General features: G+C 67.0%; 11 protein-coding genes. 7 read left to right on the top strand and 4 right to left on the bottom strand.

The genetic code is table 11. The features are described 5' to 3' along the window. Nucleotides 1-111: 111 nt before the first annotated feature. Genes J7528_RS08870 through J7528_RS08855 form a run of 4 tightly spaced genes read left to right on the top strand, consistent with a single transcriptional unit; the run spans nucleotide 112 to nucleotide 7910 of the window. Complete coding sequence (locus J7528_RS08870) at nucleotides 112-3426, top strand: TonB-dependent receptor (RefSeq protein WP_291873019.1); 3315 nt, start codon at nucleotides 112-114, stop codon at nucleotides 3424-3426. Nucleotides 3427-3476: 50 nt separating this feature from the next. Beyond that, the gene (locus tag J7528_RS08865; protein ID WP_291873018.1) at nucleotides 3477-6146 is read left to right on the top strand and encodes a glycosyl hydrolase; all 2670 of its coding nucleotides are present in this window, start codon (nucleotides 3477-3479) and stop codon (nucleotides 6144-6146) included. Between the two features lie 41 nt (nucleotides 6147-6187). Further along, entirely contained in the window at nucleotides 6188-7144 is a 957-nt protein-coding gene (locus J7528_RS08860; protein WP_291873016.1) for a D-glycerate dehydrogenase, read from the top strand. Beyond that, nucleotides 7128-7910 carry a kinase gene (locus J7528_RS08855; protein WP_291873013.1) on the top strand — a complete coding sequence of 261 codons (783 nt, stop codon included), beginning with the start codon at nucleotides 7128-7130 and terminating at the stop codon, nucleotides 7908-7910. Before J7528_RS08860 ends, J7528_RS08855 begins: the two co-directional genes overlap by 17 nt. Here the strand turns inward: J7528_RS08855 and J7528_RS08850 are convergent. Further along, nucleotides 7907-8674 (bottom strand): alpha/beta hydrolase, encoded by a 768-nt coding sequence (locus J7528_RS08850; RefSeq protein ID WP_291873010.1) that lies wholly within the window; start codon nucleotides 8672-8674, stop codon nucleotides 7907-7909. The genes J7528_RS08855 and J7528_RS08850 overlap by 4 nt on opposite strands. A 139-nt stretch (nucleotides 8675-8813) precedes the next feature. On the opposite strand from J7528_RS08850, the gene J7528_RS08845 reads away from it, so the two are divergent. The 3 genes from J7528_RS08845 (at nucleotide 8814) to J7528_RS08835 (ending at nucleotide 11056) form a co-directional block, all read left to right on the top strand. Next, nucleotides 8814-9350, top strand: a complete 537-nt coding sequence (locus J7528_RS08845) for a sigma-70 family RNA polymerase sigma factor (protein ID WP_291873007.1) — start codon at nucleotides 8814-8816, stop codon at nucleotides 9348-9350. Then, the gene (locus J7528_RS08840) at nucleotides 9347-10366 is read left to right on the top strand and encodes a FecR domain-containing protein (RefSeq protein WP_291873005.1); all 1020 of its coding nucleotides are present in this window, start codon (nucleotides 9347-9349) and stop codon (nucleotides 10364-10366) included. Before J7528_RS08845 ends, J7528_RS08840 begins: the two co-directional genes overlap by 4 nt. A gap of 78 nt (nucleotides 10367-10444) precedes the next feature. After that, entirely contained in the window at nucleotides 10445-11056 is a 612-nt protein-coding gene (locus tag J7528_RS08835; RefSeq protein WP_291873003.1) for a hydrolase, read from the top strand. Between the two features lie 45 nt (nucleotides 11057-11101). Here the strand turns inward: J7528_RS08835 and J7528_RS08830 are convergent, their stop codons facing one another. The 3 genes from J7528_RS08830 to J7528_RS08820 form a co-directional block, all read right to left on the bottom strand. After that, the gene (locus tag J7528_RS08830; RefSeq protein ID WP_291873000.1) at nucleotides 11102-11578 is read right to left on the bottom strand and encodes a cupin domain-containing protein; all 477 of its coding nucleotides are present in this window, start codon (nucleotides 11576-11578) and stop codon (nucleotides 11102-11104) included. After that, nucleotides 11575-12441, bottom strand: a complete 867-nt coding sequence (locus tag J7528_RS08825; RefSeq protein ID WP_291872997.1) for an alpha/beta hydrolase — start codon at nucleotides 12439-12441, stop codon at nucleotides 11575-11577. Before J7528_RS08825 ends, J7528_RS08830 begins: the two co-directional genes overlap by 4 nt. A 137-nt stretch (nucleotides 12442-12578) precedes the next feature. Next, complete coding sequence (locus J7528_RS08820; protein ID WP_291872994.1) at nucleotides 12579-15665, bottom strand: TonB-dependent receptor; 3087 nt, start codon at nucleotides 15663-15665, stop codon at nucleotides 12579-12581. Nucleotides 15666-15765 lie beyond the last annotated feature (100 nt).

Below are 15765 nucleotides of genomic sequence, written 5' to 3'. Positions count from 1 at the left end.
CGACTGATGACGCTTGTCTGAAAATAAAAGTGCTGTCGATGCGGCCGGGAGACCACGGCCGCATCCGCCAAGACACAAAAAAGAGGCCGATAGGCCGGGGTAGGGAACAACATGAAACTCTCGAAGAACACAGATGCCATCGCTGTGAAGCTGATGGTCGGCGCGTCGATCCTGGCGTTGGCCGCCGGGGCCGCCACCTCAGTCCGCGCGCAGAGCGCGGGCGGGGCCGCCGCTGACGAGCAGGTCGAAGAGATCGTCGTGGTCGGCGCGCGCAAGGCCGAACAGTCGGCGATCCAGCGCAAGAAGCGCGCGGCCACCAACCAGGACTCGATCGTCGCCGACGACGTGGGCAACTTCCCCGACAAGAACGTCGGCGAAGCCGTGGCTCGCATCGCCGGCGTGGCCCTGGATGTCGCCGACGACGGCCAGCAGGGCGGGTTCTCCATTCGCGGCCAGAGCGCCGACCTGGTGCGTGTCGAGGTCGACGGCATGTCGATGCTGGCCACGGGCAGCCAGGACGGCCGCTCGGTGACCGGCCTGGGCGACATGTCGTCGGACCTGATCAAGAGCGTCGACGTCATCAAGGGCCAGACCGCCGACATGACGCCCGGCGGCGTCGGCGGCACGGTGAGGATCGAGCAGCGCGGCGGCCTGGATTTCAGCAAGCCGATGGTCAAGCTGAATGTCCAGTACCAGAACAGCTCGCTGGAGAAGAAGTGGTCGCCGCGCATCAACGCCTTCGCCACGCGCAAGTTCTTCGACGACCGCCTCGGGATCCTGGTCAACTTCACCTATGACGATGTGCGCACCGTCACCGACACCGCGCGGGTCTCGGACAAGCAGGCGGGCTACATCCCGCTGGGCGACCACGACAATTCGGCGAGTAAGAGCTTCACGACCCCGTACGACCCGATCGCGGCGGCCGTAACCAACAAGGCCGGCTGCGCGGCTTTGCCGGCGCCAGTGGGGACGGCGGCCGACTCTCGCCTGAACTGCTACGCCCAGTTCGAGGACTTCGTCCCGTCGCTGGTGCGTTTCAGCCGGGGCGTTCGCGAGGACAAGCGTTATTCGGCCCAGTTCCGCGCCGACTTCCGGGTCAACAACAACCTGACCGTCTTCGCGTCGTACAATCCCAACATCAATGACCAGGGTTTCAACAACTTCAATCTCAGCGTCGCCAGCCCGACGGGCACGACCAACACGGCCGGCGTCCTGGCGACCAGCATGCGCAACGTCACGGTCAATCCGAACCACTACGTGACGCAGTTCGACCTGATCCGCGGCAATGGTTCGACGACCCTGAACTGGACGACCCAGGACCGCTACATCGAGCGCCACGACCAGCAGCACTATCTGCAGGGCGGCGCGGACTTCGCCGCCGGCAAGTGGATCGCCAAGGCTCGCGTCCAGTACGGCATGGCCAAGTCCACGCGCGAGGACGAGGCGTTCAGCTTCGTCGCCTCGATCCCGTCGGCGACCTTCAAGATGGTGCCCGAGAACGGCCTGTGGACCATCCTGACGCCGAACTCGGTCGATCTGAGCAACCCCGCGTCCTACTATCCGGTGCTAGGCGCCAACGGCCTGAGCGCCACCTCGCAGCTGGAATATACGCCCCAGGCCGACAAGAGCACCGAGCTGAACTACCAGATCGACGTCACGCGCGAGTTCGATCACTTCGGTCCGGTCAAGACCTTCAAGTTCGGTATCCAGCGTCGTGACCACGACAACACCACCTGGCGCGAAGGCGGCTTCGACCTGTCGCCGGGCGTAACCCTGTATCGCGCGCGCAGCCTGGACCTCGTCCAGTTCTGTCTGCCGTCGGCGGCGCCGGCGTCCGCGCCCTGTAAGTTCGGCACCGCTGATCGTCCCAGCACCACGATCCAGGACCAGCGGTACCGAACCTACACCCTGACTCAGGACCAGTATCAGTCGCTGATCAAGAACAGCCTGCGGGACATTCCGGGCGGGCAGTTCTTCGGCGGCATGCCGGATCGCGGAACGCTGCTCGACAGCTGGGCGGCCTATGACTTCAAGAAGTTCTTCGGTGAGCTTGGCCAGAATGCCGACCTGAACCGGCACAATATCGAGTGCCTGTATCGCTGCGTGGCCTCGGACGGCAAAACCTATGACCGCCCGTCGTTCTCGACCAACGAGAAGACGACCTCGGCCTACGCCATGGTCGACTTCGAGACGCGGCTGGCCTGGATGCCGGTCATGGGTAATTTCGGCGTGCGCTACCAGCAGGTGGACGTCACGGGTCAGCCGTCGGTTGTCCTCAACAACCTGGCCATCAATCCGGCCGCGCTGGCCGCCCTCAATGCTGGCCAAGTCGTCGATCCCAACACGGTGATCACCGCCACGCTCGTCGAGCGCAGGATGACGGACATCAAGCGCAAGTCGAACGACTTCCTGCCCAGCTTCAACCTGGCCCTGTGGCCGATCGAGGACCAGTTCGTGGTCCGCTACTCGATCGCCAAGCAGCGCGCGCGGCCCAAGATGGGGGAACTGACCGGCACCAGCTCGGCGACCTGCAACAAGATCGACGCGACGACCCAGGCGGCGATTGAAAAGCTGATCGCGCAGTATCCTGGCCAGTTCAACGATCCGAACTCGGACGAAGACGACGCCAGCCTGATCCGTGGCGACGCGGTCAGCAACTGCACGGGTCGTATCGGCAATCCCGAGCTGAAGGGCTATGCGGCCACCACCCAGAACCTGTCGGCCGAATGGTACCCGAACGCGGACACGCAGCTCAGCGTGGGTCTGTTCGCGATCGACGTGAAGTCGGGCTATCCGGACCCGGTCACGATCGCCAACTACGATCTCGACGGCGAGAAGTACGCCGCCAACACCTATGTGGACGGCCCCAGCGGCCTGAAGCAGAAAGGCTTCGAAGTGGCGGGCCGCACGGCCTTCACCTTCCTGCCGTGGCGGCTGAAATATACCGGCGCGGGCTTCAACTACGCCAAGAACGAGTCGAACGAGACCAACACCCAGATCGACCTGTTCACGGGCAAGGCGCTGCCGCCCGCCAAGCAGTCCAGCTTCACCTACAACCTGAACCTTTGGTACGACGATGGCCGGGTGAACGCCCGCATCGCCTACCAGCGCCGCGACCTGTACTACGATCGCACCGAAGTGGCGGGCCTCAACCGCATTCCGGCGGCCGGCGGCGGCACGACGACCTCGTACTACAAGGTCGTTTCGCCGATCTTCAAGATCGGCACCAAGTCGCTGGACGCGCGGGCGTCGTACAAGCTGACCAAGCAGATCCAGCTGTTCGCCGAGGGCAAGAACCTGCTGGACGACAAGATGTCGCGCTTCGCGCCGGACGCGTTCCGCAGCATCGGCGGCGGCACGCCGTATGTCTACGACACCACCTTTTCGGGCCGGCGCTACTATGTCGGCCTGATCGCGACGTTCTAGTTTTAAGACAGGGCCGGCCTCCTGCGAGGTCGGCCCTTGGAGTTTCAAGCATGCGGGCGACACGACGTGGATTCCTGCTCGGAGCCAGCGCGCTGGGCCTCTCGACGGCCTTGCCCGTGATGGCGGCCGACCGGCCGGGGCTGGCGCAGCTGGCCGCCGGCTTCGTCCATCCGCCCGCTGACAGCCGGCCGATGGCCCGCTGGTGGTGGTTCGGCGGCGCGGTCGAGGCCGACGAGATCGTCCGCGAGATCAAGGCCATGAAGGCCGGCGGCTTCGGCGGCTTCGAGATCCAGCCGGTCTATCCACTGTCGCTGAACGATCCGAAGCTGGGCATCCGCAATAAGTCCTACCTGTCAAAGGACTTCCTCGACATGGTCTCGGTCGCGGTGCGGACGGGTCGGGCCGAGGGCCTGCGCGCCGACATGACCCTGGGTTCGGGCTGGCCCTTTGGCGGGCCGCATATCGACGCCCAGCACGCCGCTTCGAAGGTCATCAAGCTGGACCTGCCCGCGCCGGCTGGCGCCGAGGGCGTGGACCTGCCGGCGCTGGAGCCGGGCCAGCACTACGTCGCCGCCTTTATAGGAACCTCGCCGGCCGACGCTCAGCCGGCCGAGATCCGAGGCGCGCGCGCCGTGTTCGTCAAGGCCTCGGCGGATCGGGTGCTCTATCTGGTCCAGCAGGCGCGCACCCGTCAGCAGGTCAAGCGCCCGACGGTGGGTTCAGAGGGCTTCGTGCTCGATCACCTGAACGCCCACGCCGTCCGTAAGCACCTGGACACCGTCGGCGAACCGCTGCTGGCGGCGTTCGGCGAGGACCGGCCCTACGCCATCTTCAGCGACAGCCTGGAGGCCTACGGCTCCAACTGGACCGATGATCTTTTGCCTGAGTTCAAGACCCGTCGCGGCTACGACCTAGCCCCGTATCTGCTGAGCTTGTTTCACGACACCGACCGTTCGGCTGGCGTGCGCTACGACTGGGGCCTGACGCTGTCGGAGCTGGTCAACGAGCACTACCTGTCCCAGGTCAGCGCCTGGGCCAAGTCGCGCCAGACCCTGTTCCGGTCACAGACCTACGGCACACCGGCCGTGACCTTGTCCTCCAACCGCCTGGTCGACCTGGCCGAGGGGGAGGGCGCCGAATGGCGGCAGGCGAACTCGACCCGTTGGGCCAGCTCGGCCAACCACCTCTATGGCCAGCCGGTGACCTCGGCCGAGAGCTTCACCTGGCTGCACAAAGGCGCGTTCCGGGCCACGCCTTTGGATATCAAGGCAGAGGCCGACGTGCTGATGCTGCAGGGGGTCAACCAGTTCATCGTCCACGGCTGGCCGTACTCGCCGCCCAAGGTTCCCGAGCCTGGCTGGGCGCTGTACGCGGCGGCGGTGTTCAACGACCACAATCCGTGGTGGCCGGTGATGGCCGACGTGAACCTGTATCTCCAGCGCTTGAGCCACCTGCTACGACAGGGAGCGAATGTCGCCGACGTCGCCCTGTACGTGCCGACCGAAGACATCATGTCGGGCTTCCAGCCCGGCAGGGAGATCTCGGTCAACGACGTGCTGCGCAAGACCTTCCCCGAGGCCATTCTCGAGGGACTGCTCGACGGCGGCTATAATTTCGATCTGATCGATGGCGACGCCATCCTGCGTCGGGGGATCGACCACAATGTCCTGCTGTTGCCGCACATCGAGCGGATCGCGCCAGAGGCCTATGAGCGCATTCGCGCCTTCGCCGAGGCGGGCGGCGTGGTTATCGCGGTCGGGGCGCCGCCGTCCAAGGCGCCCGGCCTGAAGGACGCTCGAAGCCAGCGCGTGGCCGAGCTGTCTAGGGCGATTTTCCTTTGCAAGCGCACGGCCATCACCGACGAGGCTGGGCTGGTCGGAACGCTCAACGGTTTCTTGCCTCCCGATTTGGGCGGAGCGCCCAAGGGCGTTGGCTACGTCCACCGCAGCCTGGAGGGCGGGGATCTCTATTTTGTCGCCAACACCACCAACGCGCCGGTCGCCACGCAACTGGCGTTTGGCGCCTCGGCGCAAGCTGGCCAGGCCTGGGATCCGGTGACCGGAACGGTCGACGGCTTCCGACCGGGCGACGAGGTCCGCCTGGCGCCGTTCGAGTCCCGCGTCTTCGTCTTCGGTCGCGACCTGCCGGCGCCGCGCGAGGTAATCCCGGCAGGTGAACGTACTCTGTCGCTATCGGGTGGCTGGCGTCTGAAGCTGGGCGCGAAGGGGCGTGAGGTCCCGGTTCGCGCCTTCGGCTCCTGGACGGACGATCCAAAGGTTCAGCATTATTCGGGGGTGGGCGCTTACAGCCGCGATGTGGAGCTGACGGCGATTGATCTGAGCGCGCCGACGATCGCCCTGGATCTCGGCGCTGGCGGGCCGGGCGTCGTCAACGAGCGCAAGGGGCCGGGCTACTACGCCCAGTACGATGCGCCAGTGCGAGACGCCGCCGAGGTGTTCGTCAACGGCCAGCGCGCCGGCGCCATCTGGTGCGCGCCGTTCCGGCTGGACCTGAAGCCGCTCCTGAAAGCCGGTCGAAACCGGCTGGAGATCCGGGTCTACAACACCGCGATCAACGAGTTGGCTGGCCGTCCGCCGACCGACTACACGGCCCTGCGCGCGGTCTATGGCGATCGCTTTCAGCCCCAGAACATGGCCGAGCTGAAGCCCTTGGCATCGGGTCTGGTCGCCGAGCCGGCCCTCAGGTTTGGCCCGAGCTAGGGCTGGTCGCCCGGGTTGCGGACCTCTACGAAAGCGGGATGATGAAGCCGAAGATCCTGATCAGCCGTTCCTGGCCCGACGCCGTCCAGCAGCGCTTGGCGATGCGCTATGACGTGACGCTGAACGAGACCGACACGCCGTTGACCATTGATCAGTTGAAGGCGGCGATGACGCGGTACGACGCCGTGTGCCCGACGGTCTCGGACAAGATGCCGGCCGAGGTGCTGTCGACGCCGGATGCGCGGGTGAAGATTGTCGCCAACTACGGCGTGGGTTTCGAGCATATCGATCTCGAAGCCGCCACGGCGGCGGGCATCGTGGTGACCAACACGCCCGACGTTCTGACCGACACGACCGCCGAACTGGCCTTGCTGCTGATGCTGATGACCAGCCGGCGGGCCGGGGAGGGCGAGCGCGAGCTGCGGGAGGGGCGTTGGGTCGGCTGGAGACCGACGCATCTTCTGGGACGGTCGCTGGCGGGCAAGACCCTGGGCCTCGTGGGCTATGGTCGCATCGCCCGCGCCACCGCCCAGCGAGCGAAGGCGGCCTTGGGCATGGAGATCGCCTACTACAGCCGTCGTCGCGTGGCTGACGAGGACAGCGCGACCTATCACGACAGCCTGGAGAGCCTGGCGGCGATCTCGGACGTGCTGTCGCTGCACACGCCAGGCGGGGCCGAGACCCATCACCTGATCGATGCGGCGCTGCTGTCGCGGATGAAGCCCTCGGCGATCCTGATCAACACCGCGCGCGGCTCGGTCGTGAACGAGGCGGAACTCGCCAAGGCTCTTGCCGACGGCGTCATCGCCGGCGCCGGCCTCGACGTCTATCAGGGCGAGCCCAAGGTGAACCCGCTGCTGCTGGCCGCGCCCAACACCGTGCTGTTGCCGCACCTGGGCAGCGCCACGCTTGAGACGCGTACGGCGATGGGCATGCGGACGGCCGACAATCTCGACGCCTTCTTCGACGGAAAGCCGCCTCGTGACCGCGTCGCTTGACGCCGTCGAGCAGGTTCTGGACGGCTGGCGCGGCGATCGCCCGTTCATCCTAGGCGTCTGCGGCGCGCAAGGCTCGGGCAAGTCGACCCTGGCTGAGGGGCTGGCAGCGCGTCTGAAGGCGCGCGGCCTGCGGGCGGCGACCCTGTCGATCGACGACCTTTATCTCTCGCGCGCCGAGCGGACGCGGCTGGGCCAGGTGGTTCACCCGCTGTTCGCGACGCGGGGTGTTCCCGGCACTCATGACACCGAAGCTGGCATCCACCTCCTGGACCAGATCCGCGAGGGGCGCGACGTCGTGCTGCCGCGCTTCGACAAGGCCAGGGATGATCCTGCACCGGCCGGAACGCCGGTAGAGGGGCCCCTGGACGTGCTGGTCTTCGAAGGCTGGTGTGTCGGCGCGCGCGCCCAGGACGACGCGGCCCTGACGGCGCCGATCAACGCCCTGGAGGCCGAGCGCGATCCAGACCTCGTCTGGCGGCGTTTCGTGAACTTGGCCCTGGCCACCGACTATGCCGAGCTCTTCGCCCGGATCGACCGGCTGGTCCTGCTCGCCGCGCCGGGCTTCGAGGTCGTGCGCGGCTGGCGCATCCAGCAGGAGCACGACCTGCGCGCCCGCGTGGGCGAAGGCGGACGGACGATGACCGACGCCGAGATCGGGACGTTCATCCAGCACTATGAGCGCCTGACCCGTCACATCCTTTCCGACATGCCGACCTATGCGGACCTGACGCTGCGACTGGACGCGCGCCGGGGTCTGACGCCCTAGTTGCCCGCCGCCTTCTCGATCAGCTTCGAGACCTCGTGGGGATGCGAGATCATCACCACGTGCGAGGCGCCGGGGATGGTGATGATCTTCTTGGCTTGGGCGCGTTCGGCCATCCATTTCATCGCCGCCGGCGGAATGTTGCGGTCGGCCTCACCATAGACCCACCACGAGGGGATGGTCTTCCAGCTGGCGACGGCGGCCTTCTCGGCGCCGGCCGCGTCGGTCAGGGGGCGTTGGGCCACGGCCATCAGCTTGGCCTGGGGCAGGGGCACGTCGGCGGCGAACTGGGCCGGGAACTTGTCCTGCTGGATGTAGAGATCGTGCGCGCCGCCGGGCAGGTCGACGGGCTTGTCCAAGGCGGGCGGAAGGGTGCTGCCCGGGAACTTGCCGGTCAGGTCGAAGATGCTTTCGCCGACCTCGGGGGCGAAGGCGGCGACATAGACCATGGCCTTGACCTTGGCCGCGCCCTGGGCGGCGGTCGAGATCACCGCGCCGCCGTACGAGTGACCGACCAGGATGATCGGGCCGGGCGTGGCGTCGATCACCGTCCGCACGGCCGCGGCGTCGCTGGCCAGGCCGCGTAGCGGATTGGCGGCGGCCACGACGTGATAGCCGTCGCGGGTCAGGTCGGCGACCACGCCATCCCAGCTGCTGCTGTCGGCAAAAGCGCCGTGCACCAGGACGATGGTGGGCTTCGTTTGAGCTTGGGCGGCCAGGCCCGTCAGGCTGAAGGCCAGGGCGAAGGCGAGAGCGGTCTTGGTCATCGGAACGGTCCTTGGGCAGGGGCGCCTGACTAGCCTTACGCAGGCGGTTGGAAATTCCTCAACGGCCTGATGAGGACTTCGCGCAGCGCTGCGTTTTGCCTTCTCGAAGCCGGCATCGGCTGATCGGGCGGAGGCTCTGATGGCAATGGCGCGAGAGGAGGCCGACGCCGCCGCGCGCGCGGACGTTTTCGCGCGCCAGGCCGCGGCGATGCGCGGGCCCCTGGCCGCCTACTTCCGTCGTCGGGTGCGCAATGCCGTCGAGGTCGAGGACCTGGTGCAGGAGGTCTTCCTGCGCCTGACCGTGCGCGGCACGCCCGACAACACCGACCACGCCAGCGCCTATATCTTCCAGACCGCCGCCAGCGTCCTGGCTGACCGGTATCGCCGCCGCACGGTTCGTCACGCCGATGAGCATGTCGCGCTGGACCCGGACCTGAGCGGCGACCAGGACTTCGATCCGGCGCGGATCTATGCCGGCAAGCAGGCCCTGAACGCCGCCGCCGCGGCGCTGATGACGATGCCGGAGCGGACGCGGACGATCTTCCTGCTGCGCCGGATCGATGGTTTGCGCCACCAGGCGATCGCCTCTCAACTCGGTCTGTCCGTCAGCGCGGTGGAGAAGCACATGGTCCGGGCCATAGAGCACCTGATGGCTCATGCGGGAGACGCCCGATGACGCGCGCCGCCCTGACGCCGGCCCAGGCCGCCGCCCAATGGCTGGCCCACGACGATCTCGATCAGTCGCCTCAGCGCGAGCAGTTCGCGGCATGGCTGGATGAAAGCCAGGACAACCGCGACGCCTGGAACCAGGCGCATCAGGTGTGGGCGATCTTCGACGACGCTGAAGAGAGTGACCTGATCGCCGCGATGGCGCGAGCGGCGCGGCGAGCCGGTCCCGAGCCCGCCGCCAAGCCTTGGCTGCCACGCCTGATCGCGGCGTCGATCGCGGTGGCGGTGGTGTCGGCGACGCTGATCGTTGGCGCGGGGCAGGGCTGGGTCGGACGTTCGGCTAAACCGATTCAGGTTGCGGCCGCCCCTTCGCTCGGCGCCGTTGGACGCCCCGACTACGTCACCGGCAAGGGGCAGAGGTCCGTCATCGATCTACCGGACGGCACGCGCGTGACCCTCGACGCTGACAGCGCGCTGGACGTGGCCTTTACCGGCGGCCGGCGTGACGTGCGGCTGCTGAACGGCCATGCGTTCTTCGATGTCGCCCACGATCGCGCCCATCCGTTCGCTGTGCAGGCGGACGGTCGGGTGGTCACGGCGCTGGGGACGCAATTCGATGTGAAGTTGGCGCCGGGATCGATGCAGGTCGTGCTGGCCGAGGGCAGCGTGTCGGTGGCGTCGGCGGGGGTGCCGACAGTTCGGCTCGTTCCGGGGCAGGCTTTCGCCGCCAGGACGGGCGCGGTCGGCAAGGTGTCTTCGGTCGACGTGGATCAGGCCCTGGCCTGGAAGCAGGGCGTCGTCGAGTTTCGTGACCAGCCACTGTCCGAGGCGGTGGCCTTACTGAACCGCTACACGCGCGCCCGGATCATCATTCGTGACCCCAAGGTCGCGGCGCTGCGCATCACCGGCGTCTTCAAGACTGGCGACGTCAAGCGGTTCGGCCGCTCGGTGTCCCAGGCGCTGCCGGTGCGCATGATCGAGCGTGATGTCGACACCTACGAGCTGGTTTCGACGAGGCGCTGAGGAGTTCTGGAAACCCTGCGTTCCCCCTTAGGGAGCGCCGCAGGTCGTCGCTCGAAACCCTTGAGCGAGAACCCGAAAATGACATCGCCCTCGACCATCCGCGACCCGCTAGCCGATCACCTGCTGACGCCTCAGAACGCCGCGCTGCTGATCATCGATTTCCAGCCGGTGCAGGTCTCGTCCATCGTCACGATGGAAAAGCGCCTGCTGATCGCCAACGTGACCAACCTGGCCAAGACGGCCAAGCTCTATGACCTGCCGGTGGTGCTGACGACGGTGAACGTCGCCACGGGCTTGAACACGCCGACGATCAAGCCGATCACCGACGTCCTGCCGGACGCCAAGCCGATCGACCGCACCGCCATCAATGCCTGGGAGGACGACGACTTCGTCGCGGCGGTGAAGGCCACCGGCCGCAAGAAGCTGATCATGGTCGCCCTGTGGACCGAGGTCTGCCTGGCGTTCCCGGCCCTGGACGCCCTGGCCGAGGGTTACGACGTCTTCGCGGTGGTGGACGCCGTCGGCGGCACCTCGCAGTTGGCCCACGAGGCCGGCATCGATCGTGTCGTCCAGGCAGGCGCCAAGCCGGTCAGCTGGATCCAGGTCGCGTGCGAGCTGCAGCGCGACTGGAACCGCAAAGCCACCGCCGAGGGCTTCGCCGACATCGTCCTGCGCGCGGTGGGGCACTAGAAAAGGAAAGGGGAGCAGGCGGTTCGTCCTGCTCCCCGATTTCCGTCAGGGCTTGGGCGCGTCGGCCGGCTCGACATAGTCGGTGCTGGTCGGGCCGTAGCCGGAGATGTAGACGACCGCGCCCTCCGGACCGGTCATGGCGAAGTGCTCCACGCCCGCCGGCTCGCTGTAGAAGCTGCCCGGCGGCAGCACCTTGACCAGGCTCTCGTCGGCCTTGCGTCCGTAGCCGAACCGCCAGACGCCGCCGACTACGATGGCGGTGCGGTCGTCGCGATGACCGTGGGCGGCGATGCGGGTGTTGGGCGGGACTTTCAGGGCGATGGTGTAGGGGCCGGCCTTGGTCGGATCGCCATACAGCACCGTCGTGCGGATGCCGCTGACGCCCGAGGTGCCGGCCGTGGCGCCACCCTGGGCCAGGCCCTGGATGTCCGACGGGGCCAGGCGCACCTGACGTTCTTGAGCCGAAGCGGCGCCGGCGATCAGCAGCAGCGCGGCGCCGGCGAGGACGAGACGCCGGCTCATTGTTTGGCGTCCAGGAAGTCGCGGACCAGCGTCACGGTCGCCTTGGGGTTTTCTTCCATGATCCAGTGGCCGGAGTCGGGGACGACGCCCTCGGTGACGTTGCTGGCGGCGAAGCGCATCACCGTCGCCATCATCGGGCCGAACGACTTCTCGCCGCCCAGGGCCAGCACCGGCATGGTCAGCTTGCCCTCGGCCATGAAGGCCTTGTTGTCGACGGCGTCCTGGTCGAAGGCGGCGAACTGCGAGAAGCCGCCATGCATGGCGCCAGGCTGGGCATAGAGCTTGGCGTAGTGTTCGCGCGAGGCTTCGGTGAAGCGAGCCGGGGTGGCCGAGAACTCGTTCCAGAAGCGGTCCAGATAGATGCGCTCGCGACCGGCGACCAGGCGCTCCATGTCGGGACCGCCGAACCGGAAGTGCCACAGCAGCGGGTTTTTGAGGATTTCTTCCCACGGCCCGACGCCGGGTAGCGGGGCGTCGATCAGCACGAAGCGACCCACGCGATCGCGGTGCTCGGCGGCGAAGGCGTAGCCGACCATGTTGCCGATGTCGTGGGTGACCAGATCGACCTTGCCGACCTTCAGCGCATCCAGCACGCCGGCCACGTCGCCGCCCTGGGTCTTCTTGTCATAGCCGCCCGACGCGGGCTTGGACGACAGGCCAAGGCCCCGCAGGTCGGGCACGATCACCGTGTGGGTCTTGGCCAGCTCGACGGCCATCGGCTCCCACATGTCGCCGGTCTCGCCATAGCCGTGCAGCAGCACCACGGCCGGACCCTTGCCGCCGACGCGGACGTGGATCGTCACGCCGTTGGTGGCGATCTCCTGGATCTTGAAGTCGGCCGGGAACGGTTTGACCTGCGCCATAGCGGAGGTCGAAAGGCATAGGGCCGCCAAGGCGACGGGAATGAGTTTGAGCACGCGCTGTCCTCCGAAGTGTGGGGCGTCCGGTCGGACGCCTTCACCAGGGGGAACGCAGGTTTTCGAAGAACCCTCACCAGGGCCTAGAAGTGGCCGGACAGGCTGAGCTCGAAGCGCCGCCGGCGCGGATCGCCACGATAGTCGTAGCCCATGTGGTTGGCGTCGGCGACGATGGGCGGGCTGGTGTCCAGGAGGTTCTGCACGGCGAAACGCACGTCGAGCGATCGCAACGCGTGGTCGGGCGTAAAGCCTAACCGGCGGCGCGCCGTCAGGTCGAGATAGGTGCGCGAGGGGATGTAGGTCCGCGTCTGATTGTAGGCCGCGTTCTGGACGGTGATGTTGCTGTAGCGCGAATACAGGGGGCTGGAGCGTCCGACGTACTGTGCGCTCAGGTCGATCAGGAGGTTGGCGTGCGTCCACTGGATTCCCGCGTTGCCGCGCCATTCGAGCGGGCCGTCGCGGAAGCCTAGTCGGTCCAGCCGGGGGAGGTCTGCCCGGCGTTGAGTCCGCAAGGTCGGTTGCCAGGTCGCGGCGCCGTAGAACTGGGTTTGACCGTGCAGAAGGCGCGGCAGCGACCAATCGAACTGGACATCGACGGTCTCAGCCACCGTCCGTCCCACATTGGCCAATCCGCTATAGACGACGATGATGCGTCCAGCCGTGTAGCCCAGGGCCGCATCGGCGGCGGACAGAGGCTCGCGGATTACGCGATTGGGGTAGAGGGCCTCATTGTCGATCACCAGCTGAGGATTGAGGCCGGACGCGCCGATCTCGTCTCGGATCTCGACGCGGGAGAGGTCGATGGACAGGCGCGGTCCGCTCCGGCCCGACGGGTTCAGCACCAGGCCGACGGACTGGGTCAGGCCCTTTTCCTGACCGATATCGTGCCATCCGCTACGGCCCCAGCGGAAGGGGCCGTCAGCCAGGATCAACCGACCGCCGCGCTTCGGATCGTTGTAGGAGTTGGCGCCTTGGAGGCCCTGAATGGTGATCTCCTGGAGCTGGCTCATGTCGGGAGGCGACTGACCCGTCGCGGCGCTCGCGCGGAACATCAGCCAGTCGGCAGGAAAGACGCGGCCGCCAAAGGTGAATACGTCGGCCCGGTGATGGACCGTTGTACGCACGGACGTTGAGACGCCGGTCAGCATGGTGTCGGGAAAGGTGGTCCTGACCGCGTCGCGACGCAGGGCCAACTGCAGTTCCAGCCCGCGCAACGGCGCGAACCGGACATCGCGCGGCAGAACGGGCACCCTGAGTTCGGCATAGCCAGACCGGACGCGCTGGACCCTGTCGGATGTGAGGCTCGTGTTCGCTCCACCCTCGCCGATGCTGATGAGCGGGCTCTCCGGCATTCGTTCACGCCGAACCTCCGCCAACAGCGTCGCTGTCAGCGGGCCGCCCGGAAGCGTGATCACGGGGCCGGCGGCGCGCACGACTCCGCTGCTGAACTGGGTGGTCAGCCAGCTGTCGGAGGCCCGTGGGACGGCATAAGCGGTGAGCGCCGATTGCAGGGTCGCGAAGTCTCCCAACGGAATGATCGGCGCCTGGCCGCGTGCGCCGGCAGAGCCGTTCCAGATGGCGTTGCCGATAGACAACGGGATCGTCCTGCCTTCCGAGCGGTTCCCCATGACCGACCGGCCGACAGTGTAGTCGGCGGACGTCCGCCACCCACCGGGCAGGGGGGCGATCAACCCCGCGGTCACACGTCCCACCTTGACCGTGGTCGATCGCCTGTCGGCCAGGTCGGATACGGGAAAGTAGAAATAGACCGTATTGGCGAACAGATTGCCGGGCGCGTCTGCCTGGCTCGCGCTCTGTGCATTCAGTCCCCTGGCGGTGTAGGTCAGGCCGTGATCTTCGAGTTCGAAGCCATCGATGAAAGCCTCTACATGCTCGCCGATCTTGCGACGGGCGTTGAACAGGATGGCGTAGGTCTTGGGCTCGGTGACCAGCGAGGCGCCGACGCCGGCGAGACCCGGCGCCAGTTCGTTCGGCAGGCGCCCGGCATTGGCCGCCAGGACGGTCGCCTTCTCCTGATCGGTCCCGTGGAAATCGAGCGGCAGGAACGTGTAGTTGCTGCTCAGAACGGTTCCGCCATAAGCGGCGTCGAGCCGTAGCGGTTCATTGAGGCTGCTGCGCACGGTGATCGCGTCCACCGGTCGGTTCTGCTGCAGGTAGGCGGCTGGACTGTGCTGAGCCTGCCACTCCAGCGACCGGCGCGCATAATCGCGCCGGCCGACCGTCAGAGGCTGCGCCGCCGAATAGGAAGCGGTCAGCATGACGTCCGTCCGCCCATGATCGGGCGTGAAGCCGATGCGGGCCTCGATGCGGCTGCGGCCCGCGTCGCCACGGCTGGAGAGGCCTGAGGCCGCCGTCAGGTCCGCGCCCCTGTAGTCGCGCTTGAGCACCAGGTTGACGACGCCGCCGATGGCGGTGGGGCCGTGGATGCCGCCGGCCGTAGCCGTCAGGGTCTCGATGCGTTCGATCGCGTCCAAGGGGACTGCGTTGACATCGCTCTGCGCCAGTCCGCCCACCCGCGTCGCCAGGCTGGGCAGACGTCGCCCGTCGATCAGCACCAGGGTCTTCTGCAAGCCGACGCCGCGCAGATCGATCGCCGAATTTGTCGCCGCATTGGGATTGGTCACGTCCTGACTGGGTGAAATGACCTGGCCGTTGGCGGGCAAGCGCTCGCGCAGATACTGGTCGACATTGTCCTGGGCGGCGACGTTCAGCTCGCGCGGCCCAACAATCCGGTAGGGCTGGATGTCGTTCTCGGTGCGGCGGATGTCGGCGTTCTGGGTCCGGCGGCCGGGCACCAGCACCTCGGAGATGGCGCCGTCGCCGGTCTCGTCGAGCTCTCGTCGGGGTAGGGCATATAGCACGAAGACGCCGTCTCCGGTGATCCGATATCCAACGCCAGAGTTCTCCAGCAGGCGGGCGAGGGCCTGTTGGGTCGTCAGTCGTCCCTTGATGGCCATGGCGCGTCGCCCTCGCACCAGATCCGCCGAATAGAGGATGTCGACGCCGCTCTCGCGCGCCAGCTCGCTCAGCGCGTCCTGGAGGGCGCCGGGACGGATGTCGATAGGCGCGGCGTAGGCGGCGTGTGGCGTCGTCGCCAGCAGAACGCCGGCAACGATCCAGAAGCGACGGCCGTATTGGCGCCGATGCATGCCTTCCCCCAAAGGCGTGGAATCCAGGAAATCGGGAACACGGTTGTCTATCGCTGTCAGGCCGCCTGCGCGAGTCCCTTGGCGCCGATCGTCAGCAAAC

Origin of the sequence: Caulobacter sp. (assembly GCF_017744445.1) — a bacterium.
Lineage (GTDB): Bacteria > Pseudomonadota > Alphaproteobacteria > Caulobacterales > Caulobacteraceae > Caulobacter.
The sequence above is the reverse complement of the archived record's forward strand: the minus strand, read 5'-3'. Positions and strand labels throughout refer to the sequence as shown.

Coding starts and splice junctions, on each gene's coding strand:
- J7528_RS08845 (WP_291873007.1), top strand. CDS start 8,814: ATGGCAATGGCGCGAGAGGAGGCCGACGCCGCCGCGCGCGCGGACGTT.
- J7528_RS08830 (WP_291873000.1), bottom strand. CDS start 11,578: ATGAGCCGGCGTCTCGTCCTCGCCGGCGCCGCGCTGCTGCTGATCGCC.
- J7528_RS08840 (WP_291873005.1), top strand. CDS start 9,347: ATGACGCGCGCCGCCCTGACGCCGGCCCAGGCCGCCGCCCAATGGCTG.
- J7528_RS08865 (WP_291873018.1), top strand. CDS start 3,477: ATGCGGGCGACACGACGTGGATTCCTGCTCGGAGCCAGCGCGCTGGGC.
- J7528_RS08820 (WP_291872994.1), bottom strand. CDS start 15,665: ATGCATCGGCGCCAATACGGCCGTCGCTTCTGGATCGTTGCCGGCGTT.
- J7528_RS08860 (WP_291873016.1), top strand. CDS start 6,188: ATGAAGCCGAAGATCCTGATCAGCCGTTCCTGGCCCGACGCCGTCCAG.
- J7528_RS08870 (WP_291873019.1), top strand. CDS start 112: ATGAAACTCTCGAAGAACACAGATGCCATCGCTGTGAAGCTGATGGTC.
- J7528_RS08835 (WP_291873003.1), top strand. CDS start 10,445: ATGACATCGCCCTCGACCATCCGCGACCCGCTAGCCGATCACCTGCTG.
- J7528_RS08825 (WP_291872997.1), bottom strand. CDS start 12,441: ATGGCGCAGGTCAAACCGTTCCCGGCCGACTTCAAGATCCAGGAGATC.
- J7528_RS08850 (WP_291873010.1), bottom strand. CDS start 8,674: ATGACCAAGACCGCTCTCGCCTTCGCCCTGGCCTTCAGCCTGACGGGC.